This is a genomic window from Streptomyces solicamelliae (genome assembly GCF_045348655.1).
Lineage (GTDB): Bacteria > Actinomycetota > Actinomycetes > Streptomycetales > Streptomycetaceae > Streptomyces > Streptomyces solicamelliae.
The window spans coordinates 2,210,365-2,224,929 of sequence record NZ_CP160404.1; the positions used below are offsets into that span (position 1 = coordinate 2,210,365).

Annotated in this window: 20 protein-coding genes; 11 read left to right on the forward strand and 9 right to left on the reverse strand. The window is 70.2% G+C overall.

Features of this window, described 5'->3' with window-relative positions; genetic code table 11:
- Positions 1–21: 21 nt before the first annotated feature.
- On the forward strand, positions 22–432 hold the full coding sequence (locus tag ABZO31_RS10230) for a Fur family transcriptional regulator (RefSeq protein WP_406860811.1): 411 nt from the start codon (positions 22–24) through the stop codon (positions 430–432).
- 51 nt (positions 433–483) lie between these two features.
- On the opposite strand, the gene ABZO31_RS10235 is transcribed toward ABZO31_RS10230, so the two are convergent.
- The 3 genes from ABZO31_RS10235 to recO are packed head-to-tail and all read right to left on the reverse strand — an operon-like array spanning position 484 to position 2,644.
- A complete protein-coding gene (locus ABZO31_RS10235) occupies positions 484–1,041 on the reverse strand; it encodes a YcxB family protein (RefSeq protein ID WP_406860812.1) in 558 nt (185 codons plus the stop codon).
- Positions 1,038–1,871 (reverse strand): isoprenyl transferase, encoded by an 834-nt coding sequence (locus ABZO31_RS10240; protein WP_406865308.1) that lies wholly within the window; start codon positions 1,869–1,871, stop codon positions 1,038–1,040. The genes ABZO31_RS10235 and ABZO31_RS10240 overlap by 4 nt, the downstream gene beginning before the upstream one ends.
- 23 nt (positions 1,872–1,894) lie before the next feature.
- The gene (recO, locus tag ABZO31_RS10245) at positions 1,895–2,644 is read right to left on the reverse strand and encodes a DNA repair protein RecO (RefSeq protein ID WP_406860814.1); all 750 of its coding nucleotides are present in this window, start codon (positions 2,642–2,644) and stop codon (positions 1,895–1,897) included.
- A gap of 121 nt (positions 2,645–2,765) precedes the next feature.
- On the opposite strand from recO, the gene ABZO31_RS10250 reads away from it, so the two are divergent.
- Both ABZO31_RS10250 and ABZO31_RS10255 read left to right on the forward strand, forming a co-directional pair.
- A complete protein-coding gene (locus ABZO31_RS10250) occupies positions 2,766–3,113 on the forward strand; it encodes a DUF6247 family protein (protein ID WP_406860815.1) in 348 nt (115 codons plus the stop codon).
- On the forward strand, positions 3,110–3,268 hold the full coding sequence (locus ABZO31_RS10255; RefSeq protein WP_406860816.1) for a hypothetical protein: 159 nt from the start codon (positions 3,110–3,112) through the stop codon (positions 3,266–3,268). Before ABZO31_RS10250 ends, ABZO31_RS10255 begins: the two co-directional genes overlap by 4 nt.
- A 108-nt stretch (positions 3,269–3,376) precedes the next feature.
- Here the strand turns inward: ABZO31_RS10255 and ABZO31_RS10260 are convergent, their stop codons facing one another.
- Together ABZO31_RS10260 and ABZO31_RS10265 are read right to left on the reverse strand one after the other, a co-directional pair.
- Positions 3,377–3,592 carry a hypothetical protein gene (locus ABZO31_RS10260; protein ID WP_406860817.1) on the reverse strand — a complete coding sequence of 72 codons (216 nt, stop codon included), beginning with the start codon at positions 3,590–3,592 and terminating at the stop codon, positions 3,377–3,379.
- Between the two features lie 2 nt (positions 3,593–3,594).
- Positions 3,595–3,825, reverse strand: a complete 231-nt coding sequence (locus ABZO31_RS10265; protein WP_406860818.1) for a hypothetical protein — start codon at positions 3,823–3,825, stop codon at positions 3,595–3,597.
- Positions 3,826–3,941: 116 nt separating this feature from the next.
- On the opposite strand from ABZO31_RS10265, the gene ABZO31_RS10270 reads away from it, so the two are divergent.
- Positions 3,942–4,775, forward strand: coding sequence for a helix-turn-helix domain-containing protein (locus ABZO31_RS10270; protein ID WP_406860819.1), 834 nt, complete (start codon positions 3,942–3,944; stop codon positions 4,773–4,775).
- The gene (locus tag ABZO31_RS10275; RefSeq protein ID WP_406860820.1) at positions 4,757–4,954 is read left to right on the forward strand and encodes a DUF397 domain-containing protein; all 198 of its coding nucleotides are present in this window, start codon (positions 4,757–4,759) and stop codon (positions 4,952–4,954) included. Before ABZO31_RS10270 ends, ABZO31_RS10275 begins: the two co-directional genes overlap by 19 nt.
- On the opposite strand, the gene ABZO31_RS10280 is transcribed toward ABZO31_RS10275, so the two are convergent.
- A complete protein-coding gene (locus ABZO31_RS10280) occupies positions 4,941–5,393 on the reverse strand; it encodes a hypothetical protein (protein WP_406860821.1) in 453 nt (150 codons plus the stop codon). The two genes, ABZO31_RS10275 and ABZO31_RS10280, sit on opposite strands and share 14 nt — an antisense overlap.
- A gap of 85 nt (positions 5,394–5,478) precedes the next feature.
- Here ABZO31_RS10280 and ABZO31_RS10285 point away from each other — a divergent pair, with 85 nt between their 5' ends.
- Positions 5,479–6,327 (forward strand): hypothetical protein, encoded by an 849-nt coding sequence (locus ABZO31_RS10285; protein ID WP_406860822.1) that lies wholly within the window; start codon positions 5,479–5,481, stop codon positions 6,325–6,327.
- Positions 6,328–6,347: 20 nt separating this feature from the next.
- On the opposite strand, the gene ABZO31_RS10290 is transcribed toward ABZO31_RS10285, so the two are convergent.
- Positions 6,348–6,797 (reverse strand): DUF3592 domain-containing protein, encoded by a 450-nt coding sequence (locus ABZO31_RS10290; RefSeq protein WP_406860823.1) that lies wholly within the window; start codon positions 6,795–6,797, stop codon positions 6,348–6,350.
- Between the two features lie 86 nt (positions 6,798–6,883).
- Here ABZO31_RS10290 and ABZO31_RS10295 point away from each other — a divergent pair, with 86 nt between their 5' ends.
- The 4 genes from ABZO31_RS10295 (at position 6,884) to ABZO31_RS10310 (ending at position 10,410) form a co-directional block, all read left to right on the forward strand.
- Entirely contained in the window at positions 6,884–7,732 is an 849-nt protein-coding gene (locus ABZO31_RS10295; protein ID WP_406860824.1) for a DUF3592 domain-containing protein, read from the forward strand.
- A 10-nt stretch (positions 7,733–7,742) separates the two neighbouring features.
- A complete protein-coding gene (locus ABZO31_RS10300) occupies positions 7,743–8,495 on the forward strand; it encodes a hypothetical protein (RefSeq protein ID WP_406860825.1) in 753 nt (250 codons plus the stop codon).
- A 159-nt stretch (positions 8,496–8,654) separates the two neighbouring features.
- On the forward strand, positions 8,655–10,034 hold the full coding sequence (locus ABZO31_RS10305) for an FAD-dependent oxidoreductase (RefSeq protein ID WP_406860826.1): 1,380 nt from the start codon (positions 8,655–8,657) through the stop codon (positions 10,032–10,034).
- Between the two features lie 100 nt (positions 10,035–10,134).
- Positions 10,135–10,410: a hypothetical protein gene (locus tag ABZO31_RS10310; protein ID WP_406860827.1), complete on the forward strand. Its 276-nt coding sequence runs from the start codon at positions 10,135–10,137 to the stop codon at positions 10,408–10,410.
- Positions 10,411–10,479: 69 nt separating this feature from the next.
- Here ABZO31_RS10310 and ABZO31_RS10315 read toward each other — a convergent pair whose 3' ends face one another.
- The gene (locus ABZO31_RS10315; RefSeq protein WP_406860828.1) at positions 10,480–11,205 is read right to left on the reverse strand and encodes a TerB family tellurite resistance protein; all 726 of its coding nucleotides are present in this window, start codon (positions 11,203–11,205) and stop codon (positions 10,480–10,482) included.
- A gap of 181 nt (positions 11,206–11,386) precedes the next feature.
- The gene (gene leuA, locus ABZO31_RS10320) at positions 11,387–13,150 is read right to left on the reverse strand and encodes a 2-isopropylmalate synthase (RefSeq protein WP_406860829.1); all 1,764 of its coding nucleotides are present in this window, start codon (positions 13,148–13,150) and stop codon (positions 11,387–11,389) included.
- 332 nt (positions 13,151–13,482) lie between these two features.
- Between leuA and ABZO31_RS10325 the strand changes: the two genes are divergently transcribed.
- A complete protein-coding gene (locus tag ABZO31_RS10325; protein ID WP_406860830.1) occupies positions 13,483–14,565 on the forward strand; it encodes a M4 family metallopeptidase in 1,083 nt (360 codons plus the stop codon).

Here is a 14,565-nt window from a genome sequence, read left to right on the forward strand (position 1 = left end):
TCGACTTGTGAGGAGGCACCTGTGGCGACGGCAGGACCCCCCGTCCGCGGCCGGTCGACCCGGCAGCGGGCCGCCGTGTCGGCGGCGCTGAACGAGGTGGACGAGTTCCGCAGCGCGCAGGAGCTGCACGACATGCTCAAGCACCGCGGCGATTCGGTCGGGCTCACCACGGTCTACCGCACGCTCCAGTCGCTGGCCGAGGCCGGCGAGGTGGACGTGCTGCGCACCAGCGACGGCGAGTCCGTCTACCGCCGCTGCTCGTCCGACGAGCACCACCACCACCTGGTCTGCCGCGTCTGCGGCAAGGCCGTCGAGGTGGAGGGCCCGGCGGTGGAGCAGTGGGCGGAGACCATCGCGTCCCAGCACGGGTACGTGAACGTGGCGCACACCGTGGAGATCTTCGGCACCTGCGCGGACTGCGCGGCGAAGTAGGCACACGGCGAAGGGGCCCGCACCGGACGGTGCGGGCCCCTTCGCGTACGGTCAGCGCCCGACGCGCTGCGAACGCCGGTCCAGGAGCGCGCGCATCCGGTCCACGTCCGCCGCGGTGGCGAGGCCGCGCTTGGGGAGGACGACGAGGCCGACCCCGTACTTGTCGGGCGACATCGCGACGAAGAGCTCGTCGGTCTCCGTGTACCGGCCCATCAGCGGCCACCGGTACGTCATCTCGATGTCCCGTGCCATCAGGGTCACCCCGGTCGCGTCGTCCACGACGACCCGGAACTCGCCCTGGGAGGCGTACAGCCGGTGCACCTGCTGGCCCTGCAGCTTGGGCACCAGCACCGTGAGGCTCAGGATGAACAGCAGCGCGAGCAGGCACACGAAGATCGACCCGTAGGCGGGCCGACCGCCCGGCCCGTCGAAGCTCGTGACCATCCCGTAGGCGCAGAGCGCGGCACTGGCGAGCAGCACGCCGTTCTGCAGTCGCGCGGCCGGCGTGGCCTTGCCCCGGGCGCGGATCGCGCCCACCGAGTCCGCGAGCACCGGCTCGTACGCCAGCTCCACGCGGTCCCGTATCTCGGTTCCCCCCACCCCCGTCACGCCCGCGGCGCCTTCTCCAGGACCGCCATGTCCGCCGGGTCCACCCCGCCGAAGCGGCGGTCGCGCGAGGCGTACTCGACGCAGGCCCGCCACAGGTCGCGCCGGTCGAAGTCCGGCCACAGCACGTCCTGGAAGATCATCTCGGCGTAGCTGCTCTGCCAGATCAGGTAGTTCGAGGTGCGCTGCTCGCCGCTGGGCCGCAGGAACAGGTCGACGTCCGGCATGTCCGGGTAGTACAGGTACTTCTGGAAGGTCTTCTCGTTGACCTTCGACGGGTCGAGCCGCCCGGCCGCGACGTCCTCGGCGATCTTCTTGGCCGCGTCCGCGACCTCGGCCCGCCCGCCGTAGTTGACGCAGAAGTACAGCGTCATGGCGTCGTTGTCCTTGGTCTGCTCCTGCGCGACCTGGAGCTCCTGGACGACCGACTTCCACATCTTCGGCATCCGCCCCACCCAGCGGATCCGGATCCCGAGCTCGTCCATCTCGTCGCGGCGGCGACGGATCACGTCCCGGTTGAAGTTCATCAGGAAGCGCACCTCCTCGGGCGAGCGCTTCCAGTTCTCGGTGGAGAAGGCGTAGAGGGAGAGGTTCTTCACGCCCATCTCCAGGCAGCCCTTGAGCACGTCGAGCACGACGCCCTCGCCGACCTTGTGCCCCTCGGTGCGCGGCAGCCCGCGCTCCTTCGCCCAGCGCCCGTTGCCGTCCATCACGCAGGCCACGTGGTTCGGGACCAGCTCGCCGGGGAGCTTCGGCGGGCGCGCGCCCGACGGGTGCGGCTCGGGGATCTTGTACTCCCGGCGCTGCCGTCCGAGGATGCCGCGTCGTGCGATGGCCATGACGTTGGATCTCCTAGCTAGCTTTTCTCTACGTACCGCAGGGAACGCAGGCCGCGCTCCAGGTGCCAGTGCAGATAGGCGGACACGAGTCCGCTGCCCTCCCTGACGTGACGCGGCTCGCACGCGTCCGCCGTCGCCCAGTCGCCGGTGAGCAGCGCGCCGAGCAGGCCGATGGCCTCCGCAGAGGGTACGACGCTGCCGGGCGCCTTGCAGTCGCCGCAGACCACACCGCCCGCGGCGACCGAGAAGAACCGGTTCGGTCCGTGGATGCCGCACTTCGCGCAGTCGCCGAAGCTGGGCGCGTAGCCGTTCACGGCGAGGGAGCGCAGAAGGAACGCGTCGAGGACCAGATGCGGCGCGTGCTCGCCGTTGGCGAGCGTCCGCAGCCCGCCGACGAGCAGCAGGTACTGCTGCACCGCCGGCTCGCCCTCGTTCTCGGTGAACCGCTCGGCCGTCTCCAGCATGGCCGTGCCGGCGGTGTACCGCGCGTAGTCGGTCACGATCCCGCTGCCGTAGGCGGCGATGGTCTCGCTCTGCGTGCACAGCGGCAGCCCCCTGCCGACCAGGTCGCTGCCGCGTGCGAAGAACTGCACGTCCACGTGCGAGAACGGCTCCAGCCGGGCCCCGAACTTCGACTTCGTCCGCCGCACCCCGCGCGCGACGGCGCGTACGCGCCCGTGACCGCGCGTGAGCAGGGTGATGATGCGGTCCGCTTCACCCAGCTTCTGGGTGCGCAGCACGATGCCGTCGTCGCGGAACAGACTCATGGCCCCATTGTTCCGTACGGCCGGGCCCACCCGGACCGTCCCCGCCCCACTGGTTCGACCCCTCTGGAGAGCGGCGCCCGGTACGGTACGAGGACCAGCCCCATCCGCACCGGAGGCCTCTGTGAGTGCGCAGCCCGACGGCCCTTACGGACCGTTGATCCCCTTCCCCGAGCTCACCCCCGACGCCCTGCGCGCCGCGGTGGCCCGGATCGCACCCAGCCGCGTCCCCGCTCTCACGCAGCATCTGTTCGAGGCCACGACGAACGCGCAGCAGACGCAGAGTCTCGCTCCACTGCGCGCCTTCGTGCACTCGTGGGCCGTGTTCGTGGCGATCGAGCGGATCCCGCAGCGAGCAGCGCGCCTGCGGGAGCTGGAGCGGATCGTGGACGCGGGTGACGTGGACCCCACGGACGCGATCGACGAGATCCGCCGGATCCGAGAGACCGCGGAAGCCGAGGCCGGACTGTGACCGACTGGTCCTGGGACTACAACCCGAGCCAGGAGTACATCACCGACGGCCTGCCGGTCGGCGTCGTCGCGGAAGTGGAACGCCTCGCCACCGAACTGGCCGCGCTCGGCGACGAGGCGACCCGGATCGGCCGTCCGATCGGTCGCGAGGGCTGACTTCGCGAGTTCGACATCCTCGGCGGACGCGGCTTCATCAGCTTCCTGGCCGTGCCACGCCACACATGCGTCTACATCTGCAACATCACCTGGTACGGCTGACCCGGCTCACGGCACCTCGCCCCGGCTCCGCGCGTTCGCATGCGCGGTCGCGGCGCGCAGCCGCTCGGCCGCCGTCGCGACACGGACGCCCTCCGGCTCCACGTCCCACTCCCGGCCGCCTCCCAGCGGCCGCAGCTGGAGGTACGGCCCCACGTGCCCCATGACCGTCCCGACCCGTCCGGTACGGATCTCGACGACGTACGCCCCGATGGGCAGGCTCATCCTCACCGACCTCCTTCCTCCGGCAGCACGGCGGCCAGCCTCCGGGCGGTCTCCACCGTGCAGCGCCCCAGTTCGACGAGCGACCCCGAGTACGCGGCGGCGAGGAACAGTGCGTCCGGTCCGAGGGAGGGCAGCACGATTCCATTGCGTTCCAGCGCCGTGCGCAATTCCTCGATCACCTCCTTCGCCTCGAGGACGGACTCCGACGATCGCTTCTTGCTCTGTTCCTGCACCGGGGGTCCCTTTCCGAATCCATTTCCTGCTTTCCGCATTCAGCGTGGGGCCGGTTCCGTAGAATCGGGAGACTCACGGTCGCTACAAGTAATGCGTAGGGCAGGGGAGTTAATCCATGGCCAAAGGCACACGTCAGGACGCCTGGGAGTTCTTCGGCGCGGAGCTGAAGCGGCGACGAGAGGCCGCGGGACTGACGCAGGGGGAACTGGGGAGACGGGTGTTCGTCTCGGGGGGTTACATCGGCCAGTTCGAACAGGCGATTAGAAAGCCGCAGTTGGATGTGGCGCAGCGGATCGACGAGGTGCTGCAAACCGACGGTTTTTTCGAGCGGTTGTGTCGAAAGCTGATCGTGAAGTCGCCGTACGCGGAGTATTTCGCGCCTGTGGCAGAGCTGGAGCGGCTGGCGACGAAGCTCTGCGAGTTCGCGCCGACGGTCGTGCCGGGCCTGCTGCAGACGGCGGCGTACGCAGAGGCGGTGACGATCGCCGCGAACCCATTCGTGAGCGAGGAGTACGTGGACGAGAAAGTCTCGTCGCGACTGGAACGAGCCGCGGTCCTCGCGGACGCTACAAGGCCCGAGTATTGGGTGACCCTGCACGAGAACGTGCTGCGGGTCGCAGTGGGCGGCGAGGCCGTCATGGCCGAGCAGCTGGAGCACGTGGCCGCGCTGGCGCGACGGCGCGCGGTGCTGGTGACGGTGATCCCGCGCTCCGCGGGGGCCCACGCCGCCATGGAGGGCTCGCTGAGGCTCATGGAGTTCGAGGACGCGCCGCCAACCGCCTATACAGAGACGGCGTTTTCGGGAACCCTGCTCGACGATCCGGCGATGGTGAAGCGGGCCCAGCGCGCCTACGATCTGCTCAGGGTCGCCGCGTTGACGCCGGAGGCTTCCCTGGCCCTGATCGAATCGGCTGCTGAGGACTACAGACGATGCGCGAGTACGACCTGACGAACGCCCGCTGGTTCAAGAGCTCCTACAGCAACGGCGAGGGCGGCAACTGCATCGAAGTCGCCGCCGGCCTCGACCACGTCGTCCCCGTCCGGGACTCCAAGACCCCCCACGGCGACGTCCTCCTCATCGCCCCCGCCGCCTGGGCGGCATTCGTCGCGGGGGTCAGGCGGGGCTGAGGATCAGGCCCGCCGTCGCCAGCGCGCCCGTCAAGAGCGACACGAGTATCAGCCGCTTCGCGCCCCGCACGCCGCGCCGGCGGTACCGGACCTCCCTGCGGACCGTCGCCATCGTCCCCACCTTCACGAACCGCACGTCGTCGGGGTGGTAGACCACGGGGTACAGGTCGCCGACCACCATCGCGGGGCTGACCGACTCCCCCGTCTGGTGCCGGACCGCGCCGTTCGGGGTGTCGAACTCGAACAGGGCTTCCACGTAGCCCCGATTGCCGACCCGCATCCGGTTGAGCATGCGCGCCTCGACCTCGATGCCGGATTCGGCCAGGTCCTTCACCTTCGCCAGTAGGGCCCCCTCGCCCTTGATCATCAGCGGGCCGAAGAACACGCCGGCCACGGACGCGAAGAGGAAACATACGAGCACCAGAGTCACCAGGATCACAGGCGGACCGTACGGCATCTCAGGTCCCACCCGAAACCCCCATATCCCCTTCACCTGCGTGGACTTCGCGCCTACGATCTCGCCCATGTCGATCACTCCGCCCGTACCCGTCCTTCAGGGCGAACGGGGCACCGAGCTCCGCGCCGACGGTGCCGACCTGTTGCTGCACCGCCGGGAGGACGAGCTGCGTGTCCCGTTCGCCGCGATCGCGCGCGTGCGCGCCGAACGGCGGGACGTCACGATCGAGTTGACGGCCCCGGCGGGCGTCGAGCCGGTCACGTACCGGATCAAGGACGTGAGCGCGGCGGCGGCGACCCTCTTCGCCGAGGTGGTCAACGCCGCGCTGCCCGAGCGGGCCGAAGGCGAGGAGGCGATCGACGGCTCCACGCTCGTCGTCACCCGCATCCTGCGGTCCGCCGCCGACATCGACGAGGAGGAGGACGAGGACGACGAGGACCGCACCCTCTTCGGCACGCAGACGTGGGTGCGCCACATCCTCTGCGCCGTGGCGGCGGTCCTCGCCGTCGTCGTCGGGGTGGCCGACCAGAGCTGGAGCCGCGGGATCGCGACGCTGCTGCTCGGGCAGGCCACCGCGGTGGTCGCGCACCCCGCCCTGGCGGGCATCGCGGCGACCTGGGTGTCCTGGTACCTGCCCCGGTACGGCGTCACCGTGGACGCGAGAAACGTCTACCGGAACGGCTCGACCAAGCTCGCGTACACGGACACCGACGGGGTGACGCATCACATCCGCGGCAGCAGCACGCAGACGCCCGTCCGGGTCTCCTACCCCGCGGGGAAGCCGCAGAAGGCGGTGCTCTGCGTGCCGTGGAAGATGCTGAGAAGCGATCTGACCATGTTCCTGGTCATCGCCGCCGTCGCCGCGCTCCTCGGCTACGGGGTGTTCGAACTCGCGCTCCCCGCCTTCGGGAGCTGACGTGCGGGGAGCGTGCGGGGTCAGGGGCTGACGATCATCCCCACCGTCGCCAGCGTGCCCGCCGCGAAGGCGAGGAGCGCCATCCGCTGCGCGTCGCGCACGTACCCCTGGCGGCGCTTGCGCTCGCGGCGGACCGCCACCTTCGTCCCGAGGTGCACGCGCTTCGTGTTCTGCGGGTCGAAGACCAGCGGGTACCGCTCGCCCACCTTGTGGGCGGGGCCCACGTTCGCGCCCTTGTTGAGCCGGCCGGAGCCGTCCGGGGACTGCCACACGTAGGTGGCGCTCGCGTAGCCGTCCTTGCCGAAGGGCACCAGGCTCACGAGTTCCGCCCGCACCTCGACGCCGGTTTCGTACAGCTCCGTCATCTTCTTGAGCTCGGACCCTTCTCCATTCATCAGCATCAGGCCGAAGCCACAGAAGGCCACGGAAACGACAAGGGCCAGGAGAAGCACGGTCATCACAGCGGTCACAGACGGACGGTACGACACCACAGGACCCCTTCGAAACCCCCATATCCCCTTCACCATCGTGGACTTCGCGCCTTACGATCACGCGCATGTCGATCTCTTCGTCCGTCCCCGTCCTCCGGGGAGACCAGGGCACCGAACTCCGCTCCGTCGGCGAGGAGCTGCTGCTCCGGCGCCCGGACGCCGAGCTGCGCATACCGCTCACCGCGATCGCGCGCGTCCACGCCGAGCGGCGCGAACTCGCGGTGGAGCTGACCGCTCCGGTCGGGGCCGAGCCGACGGTGTACCGCGTCACCGACGTCAGCGCGGCCGCCGCAGGCGTCTTCGCCGACGCGGTGAACGCCGCCCTGCCCGAACGCGCCGCGGACGGGGAGCCGGCCGACGGCTCGGCACTCGTCGTCACCCGCAGTCTGGTCATCGATGACGACGAGGAGGAGGACGCGGACGAGAACGACGTACGGGTCGGAATGCCGTCCAAGGGCGCGTGGCTGATGTACACCGGCTTCGCCGCCGTCGCGGTCCTCGCCGTCGTCGTCGGGCTGATCGACGGGGACTGGGGCCGGGCCATCGCCACGCTGCTGCTGGGGGCGGCCGGCGTGCGGCTCACCCACTTCGCCGTGATGACGGCGCTGATGGTGTGGCGGGAGTGGTACCTGCCCCGCTACGGCATCACCGTGGACGGGCGGCAGATCTTCCGGGAGGACCACGGTGACACCGCCCACGCCTTCACCAGCACCGACGGCGTGACCCGCCGCATCCTCGGTCACAACAAGGGCAAGACCGTCCGGATCGCCTACCACCCGCGCGACCCCGCATACGCCATCATCTGCTCCGGGACGGGCGACCGGGTCCTCACGGTGATCGTGTGTGTGGTCGTCGCCGCCTTCGCGGGTCTCCTCGACTACGGGACGTACCAGCTCGTGCTGCCCGCCTTCTAGGCTGACCCGCATGCCCCTCACGTCCCCCCTCCCCCACCTCCGCGGCACCGACGGCGCCGAACTCCGCGCCGAAGGCCGGGAACTGGTCCTCACTCACCCCGACCGCGAACTCCGCATACCCTTCGGCGCCGTCGCGCGCGTCCACGCCGAACAGCGCGGCATCGCCGTCGAGCTGACGGCGCCGGCGGAGGTCGAACCGTCGGTCTACCGGGTCGTGGGCGTGGACGCGGCCGCCGCCACCGTCTTCGCGGACACGGTGAACGCCGCCCTGCCGCGGCCGGGCGGGGAGCCGGGCACGGCCCTCACCCGCTTCAAGCGGTGGTCCGCCGGCCTCGGCCTCGCCCTCCTCGCGCCGGCCGTGGCCGCGGGGATCGCCGGCGGAGTGGCGGTCGGCCTCGCGATCCTGTTCCTCGGCGCGCTCGGCGCGGTGCTGACCGCGTTCGGCGGAGTCGGGCTGTACCTGACCCGGACGCACCTGCACCTCCGGCGCCACGGGATGGCCGCCACCGCGCGGGAGGTCGTCCTCGACGGCCGGACCACGTACGCCTACACGGACTCCACCGGCGCGACCCACCCCGTCCGCAGCAAGCCGAAGCCGACCGTCCGGGTCTCGTACGACCCCCGAAACCCCGGCAGCGCGGTCGTCCACCAGCCGGCCGCCGCCACGGCCGTCCAGGGCGTCCTGAGCCTGGCCGTCGCCGCCTTCGGCATCGCCTGCCTCGTCGGCGCCGGCGGCTACGCGCTCGACGCCTTCACGGGTTAGGTTTCTGCGACCCCTCCCTCGCATCCACTTATGGAACCCATAAGTCCGCCTTATGAGGTCATAGACCGGGGGCGGGTACCCACCCGTTCGGCGGATTAATTAGGGTGACCTAAGCGTCGGTGATCTCTCCGACATTTCGTTTTGCGAAGGGAACCTGACATGCCCCGACCTCTCCGGGTCGCGATCGTCGGTGCCGGTCCTGCCGGCATCTACGCCGCTGATGCGCTGCTGAAGTCCGAGGCCGCCGCCGAGCCGGGCGTGTCGATCGACATCTTCGAGCGGATGCCGGCCCCCTTCGGTCTGATCCGGTACGGCGTGGCGCCGGACCACCCGCGCATCAAGGGCATCATCACCGCCCTGCACCAGGTGCTCGACAAGCCGCAGGTGCGGCTCTTCGGCAACGTCGACTACGGCAAGGACGTGCAGCTCGACGACCTGCGCACGTTCTACGACGCGGTGGTCTTCTCGACCGGCGCGATGTTCGACCGCGAGCTGAAGATCCCCGGCGTCGAGCTGGACGGCTCCTTCGGCGCGGCCGACTTCGCGTCCTGGTACGACGGCCACCCGGACGTGCCGCGCACCTGGGAGCTGGAGGCCGAGAAGGTCGCCGTCCTCGGCGTCGGCAACGTGGCCCTGGACATCGCCCGGATCCTCGCCAAGACGGCCGACGAGCTGCTGCCGACCGAGATCCCGGCGAACGTCCACGACGGCCTGAAGGCGAACAAGGCCGTGGAGATCCACGTCTTCGGCCGCCGCGGCCCGGCGCAGGCGAAGTTCTCGCCGATGGAGCTGCGCGAGCTCGACCACTCCCCCAACATCGAGGTCATCGTCAACCCCGAGGACATCGACTACGACGAGGGCTCGATCGCCGAGCGGCGCAAGAACAAGCAGACCGACATGGTCGCCAAGACCCTGGAGAACTGGGCGATCCGCGACGTCGGCGACCGCCCGCACAAGCTCTTCCTGCACTTCTTCGAGTCCCCCGTCGAGATCCTCGGCGAGGACGGCAAGGTCGTCGGTCTGCGCACCGAGCGCACCGAGCTCGACGGCACCGGCAACGTGAAGGGCACAGGCGCGACCACCGACTGGGACGTCCAGGCCGTGTACCGCGCCGTCGGCTACCTCTCCGACGAGCTGCCGAAGCTGCCCTGGGACACCGCCACCGGCACCGTCCCGGACGCCGGCGGCCGCGTGATGCTGGAGAGCGGCGAGCACATGGCGTCCACGTACGTCACCGGCTGGATCCGCCGCGGCCCGGTCGGCCTGATCGGCCACACCAAGGGCGACGCCAACGAGACCGTGGCGAACCTGCTCGACGACCACGCGAACGGCCGGCTGCTCGCGCCCGCCTCGCCGGAGCCGGACGCGGTCCCCGCGTTCCTGGCCGAGAAGGGCCTCACGTACACGACATGGGAGGGCTGGTACGCCCTGGACGCCGCCGAGAAGGCCCTGGGCGAGCCGCAGGGCCGCGAGCGCGTGAAGATCGTGGAGCGCGAGGACATGCTCCGCGCCAGCAACGCGGTCACGCCGCAGCAGTAGTCGCGGGGGCGGGGCCGGGCGTCGTACGTACGACGCCCGGCCCCGCCGTTTCCGGCATGCGGGGTGTCGGGGGTCCCGTCCCGCCCCTATCATCCGCCGCATGGCCTATTTACTGATCCGTCAGAAGTTCGCCGACTACAGCCGCTGGCGCGAGGCGTTCGAGTCCCTCGCCGAGCAGCGCAAGGGCCTCGGCCTGGAGACGGTCCTCGTCACCCGGAACACCGCCGACCCCGACGAGGCCGTCATCCTGTTCCGCTTCGAGGACGTCGAGCAGGTCCGCAGGCACTTCCCGTCACCGCAGCTGGAGGCCGCCTGGCGGCAGGGCGGCGTCATCGAGGGAACGAACCAGGTCACGTTCCTGGACGAGGTCGACTGAGCACCACCACCGAGACACCGCAGACGCCGGGCACCTGCCCGGCGTCCGGTCGTTTCCGCCCGCTCCCGCCTACAGCGGGGTGCGCGCCTCCGTCATCAGCCGGGTCACGTCGTCCGACTCCAGCGAGAGCGCCATGCCGACCGTGGCCAGCACGTCCCGCTCGGACGCGGTGTACGGGCCGTCCGCGAGCGCGATCCGCGCGCCCTGCAGCAGGATCGACTCGCGTCCGGCCGGGGCCAGGTGCGGGGAGAGCGGCTCCAGCGCCTCGTGCAGCTCGATCGCGAGCGCGGCCCCGCAGGCGCTGGAGTCCGCCGGGATGAAGCGCCCGGTGTCGGCGGCCAGCGCCTCGACGAGGTCGGTCAGCTGGACGCCCGTACAGCCGTCGAAGCCGGCCGCCCGGACCGCCGAGACCGCCGTGTCCACGGCCGTGCGCGAGGAGGTGCCGCCGGCCGCGAGGACCGCCAGGGCGACCGTGTGCACCGCGTCCCGCAGCATCGCGGAGAAGCGGGAGGTCGTCGGATGGTCGAGGACGTCCGTGCCGAAGTGGCCCTGACAGGCCGCGCATTCGACGACCGGCCCGGCGAAGCCGCGCGGCAGCAGCGGCACACCGAGGACCGCGAAGCGCCGACGGCCGGTACGGCGGCGGTAGTTGCGGTCACCGCCGCATTCGGGACAGAAGAACTCGCCGTCCCCCACCGTGTTCCACGAGGTGCGAATGCCGCAGACGCGCACTTTTCGCCCCTGACCATCTCGAAGTGAGCGCACGCCGGCACCTCCGTCGTGTTTCAGCAACATTGCCGCGTGGGCGTGATGTTAGCCACATCCGTGATGCGACGTCAGCACCTCGTCACCAGTTCGCCACCGAGATGGCCGAGACCCGCCACGAGGAGAACACGGAACGAAGCGGAGCGAAACGCCAGCGCCCCGGATCCCTCGTACGAAGGACCCGGGGCGCCCGGCGCGGCGTAAGCGGACGTCAGCGCGCGGAGCGGTTCACCGCCGAGACCACGGCCTTCAGCGAGGCGCGCGTGGTGTTGGCGTCGATGCCGATGCCCCACAGGACCTTGCCGTCGATGGCGCACTCGATGTACGAGGCGGCCTGCGCGGACGCGCCCTCGCTCATCGTGTGCTCCTGGTAGTCCAGCAGGCGGGCGTCCACGCCGATCGCCTGCAGCGCGGCGAAGAAGGCCGAGATCGGACCGTTGCCGGAACCGCTCAGCACCGTCTCGACGCCGTCCACGACCGCCTCCACCTTCAGGGTGTCGGTGCCGTCGGTGTCGGAGGTGGACTGGCCGGAGCGCAGCTGGATGCGCCCCCACGCGTTGTCCGGGTTCGGCAGGTACTCGTCCTGGAAGACGGTCCAGATCTCCTTCGGCGTGACCTCGCCGCCCTCGGCGTCGGTCTTGGCCTGGATGATCCGCGAGAACTCGATCTGCATCCGGCGCGGCAGGTCCAGCTTGTGGTCGTTCTTCAGGACGTACGCGATACCGCCCTTGCCGGACTGCGAGTTGACCCGGATGACGGCCTCGTAGGAGCGGCCGACGTCCTTCGGGTCGATCGGCAGGTAGGGCACCGCCCACTCGATGTCGTCCACCGTCTTGCCCTGGGCGGCCGCGTCGGCCTCCATGGCGTCGAAGCCCTTCTTGATGGCGTCCTGGTGGGAGCCGGAGAAGGCCGTGTAGACCAGGTCGCCCGCGTAGGGGTGGCGCGGGTGGACCTCCATCTGGTTGCAGTACTCGCTGGTCCGGCGGATCTCGTCGATCTGCGAGAAGTCGATCTGCGGGTCGACGCCCTGGCTGAACAGGTTCATGCCCAGGGTCACCAGGTCGACGTTGCCGGTGCGCTCGCCCTGGCCGAACAGGCAGCCCTCGATACGGTCCGCGCCGGCCATGATCGCCAGCTCGGCGGCGGCCACGGCGGTGCCGCGGTCGTTGTGCGGGTGCACGGACAGACACACGTGCGCGCGGCGGGTCAGGTTGCGGGACATCCACTCGAAGCGGTCCGCGTGCGTGGACGGCGTCGAACGCTCCACGGTGGCGGGCAGGTTCAGGATGATCTCGCGGCCGGGGCCGGGCTGCCACACGTCGCAGACCGCCTCGCAGACCTCCAGCGCGAAGTCCAGCTCGGTGTCGGTGAAGATCTCCGGGCTGTACTGGTAGCCGAAGGTCGTCTCCGGGCCCAGCAGCTTCTCGGCGTACTCCATCACCAGGCGGGTGCCGTCGACGGCGATCTGCTTGATGTCGTCCTTGGAGCCGCGGAACACCACCCGGCGGAAGGTCGGCGCGGTGGCGTTGTACAGGTGGACGGTGGCGCGCTTGGCGCCGACCACGGACTCCACGGTCCGCTCGATCAGGTCCTCGCGCGCCTGGGTCAGTACGGAGATGGTGACGTCGTCCGGGATCGCGCCCTCTTCGATGATGGAGCGGACGAACGCGAAGTCGGTCTCGCCGGAGGACGGGAAGCCGACCTCGATCTCCTTGTAGCCCATCCGGACCAGCAGATCGAACATCTCGCGCTTGCGCGCGGGGCTCATGGGGTCGATCAGCGCCTGGTTGCCGTCACGCAGGTCCGTGGAGAGCCAGCGGGGCGCCTTGGTGATGCGCTGCTCCGGCCAGGTGCGGTCGGGGATCTCGACGGCCTCGTACTGCCCGTACTTGTGAACGGGCATCCCGGACGGCTGCTGCAGGTGCGTCGCGTTGGTGACGGGCGTCGGCCGGCTGACGAACGGAGACTGGGACATTGCGTTGGGCTCCTCGGGGTGCTGCGGGAGTGGGGGTCCCCCCTGCTCGAGCGAAGCCGAGCACTTGGGGGAGGCCGACTGTCGAACGCAACACCAGGTCCCGCGGGGAGGGGGTCGGCCTACGACTACAGGCCCTCGCCGCGGCAACTAAGAAGAAGCAGCCCGAAACGCATGATGTGCTGAACCATAGCCCAGGCCCGGCGGAGGCGGACGTCCCGTTTCAGTATGCGGGACAGTGCCGGAGTCAAGGCTGAAATGTGGCTCATCACTCCATTTCGGCAATCATGGTCGCAGGTAGTGACACTGGAGTGACACAGTGCCACTCTCGCGGCATGGATTCCCTTCACCCCACACACCCCGTGCGCGCCGTGCCTCCCGTGTTCTGCACGATCGTGCCGCCGCATCTGCTCGACCGGCTCGCCCGGGCCGAGAACCCGGCGGTCTCGGCGGCCGCGCGCCGCACCCTCGTCGCCGACGCCTCGCTGCGCCAGGCGCGTGGCCTGCTCACCGCCCTGGGCGCTCCGTCCGTGGCCGCCGGAGCGGAGGCCGGCGGCCCGAACCGCAGCGTGCACGACGCGGAGAACGGCACCGAGCTGCCGGGCCGGCTGGTCCGCGCCGAGGGCGCCGACGCCACCCAGGACGCCACCGTCAACCGCGCGTACGGCGGTCTCGGTGCCACGTTCGAACTCTTCCACGCCGCGTACGGACGCGACTCGATCGACGGCTCCGGGCTGCCCCTGGTCGCGACCGTCCACTACGACCGCGACTACGGCAACGCCTTCTGGGACGGGCAGCAGATGGTGTTCGGCGACGGGGACGGGGAGATCTTCCTCGACTTCACCCTGCCGGTCGACGTCATCGGCCACGAGCTGGCCCACGGCTTCACCCAGTACACCGTCAACCTCACCTACTACGGCCAGCCGGGCGCGCTCAACGAGTCCGTCTCGGACGTCTTCGGCTCCCTGGTCAAGCAGTACGCCCTCGGGCAGACCGCCGACCAGGCGGACTGGCTGATCGGCGCCGGTCTGCTGCACGAGAACGTGCAGGGCGAGGCGCTGCGCTCGATGAAGGCCCCGGGCACCGCGTACGACGACGACGTCCTCGGCAAGGACCCGCAGCCGGCGACGATGGACGAGTACGTGAACACCGGCCGCGACAACGGCGGGGTGCACATCAACTCCGGCATCCCGAACCACGCCTTCTACCTGGCGGCCACCGCGCTGGGCGGCCACGCCTGGGAGCGGGCCGGGCAGATCTGGTACGACGTGATGACGGCCGGCGTCCTGGAGCCCGACGCGAAGTTCAAGGACTTCGCGAAGGCCACGGTGAAGGCGGCCGCGGACCGGTACGGCCTGGGCGAGGAGCACGAGGCCGTGGTGAAGGCGTGGTCCCAGGTGGGTGTGGGTACCCAGTAA

Excerpts from the sequence above, each read along its gene's own strand:
- ABZO31_RS10310 (WP_406860827.1), top strand. The coding sequence starts at position 10,135 with ATGGCCTATTTACTGATCCGTCAGAAGTTCGCCGACTACAGCCGCTGG.
- leuA (WP_406860829.1), bottom strand. The coding sequence starts at position 13,150 with ATGTCCCAGTCTCCGTTCGTCAGCCGGCCGACGCCCGTCACCAACGCG.
- ABZO31_RS10300 (WP_406860825.1), top strand. The coding sequence starts at position 7,743 with ATGCCCCTCACGTCCCCCCTCCCCCACCTCCGCGGCACCGACGGCGCC.
- ABZO31_RS10275 (WP_406860820.1), top strand. The coding sequence starts at position 4,757 with ATGCGCGAGTACGACCTGACGAACGCCCGCTGGTTCAAGAGCTCCTAC.
- ABZO31_RS10260 (WP_406860817.1), bottom strand. The coding sequence starts at position 3,592 with ATGAGCCTGCCCATCGGGGCGTACGTCGTCGAGATCCGTACCGGACGG.
- ABZO31_RS10285 (WP_406860822.1), top strand. The coding sequence starts at position 5,479 with ATGTCGATCACTCCGCCCGTACCCGTCCTTCAGGGCGAACGGGGCACC.
- recO (WP_406860814.1), bottom strand. The coding sequence starts at position 2,644 with ATGAGTCTGTTCCGCGACGACGGCATCGTGCTGCGCACCCAGAAGCTG.
- ABZO31_RS10295 (WP_406860824.1), top strand. The coding sequence starts at position 6,884 with ATGTCGATCTCTTCGTCCGTCCCCGTCCTCCGGGGAGACCAGGGCACC.
- ABZO31_RS10305 (WP_406860826.1), top strand. The coding sequence starts at position 8,655 with ATGCCCCGACCTCTCCGGGTCGCGATCGTCGGTGCCGGTCCTGCCGGC.
- ABZO31_RS10325 (WP_406860830.1), top strand. The coding sequence starts at position 13,483 with ATGGATTCCCTTCACCCCACACACCCCGTGCGCGCCGTGCCTCCCGTG.
- ABZO31_RS10270 (WP_406860819.1), top strand. The coding sequence starts at position 3,942 with ATGGCCAAAGGCACACGTCAGGACGCCTGGGAGTTCTTCGGCGCGGAG.
- ABZO31_RS10315 (WP_406860828.1), bottom strand. The coding sequence starts at position 11,205 with ATGTTGCTGAAACACGACGGAGGTGCCGGCGTGCGCTCACTTCGAGAT.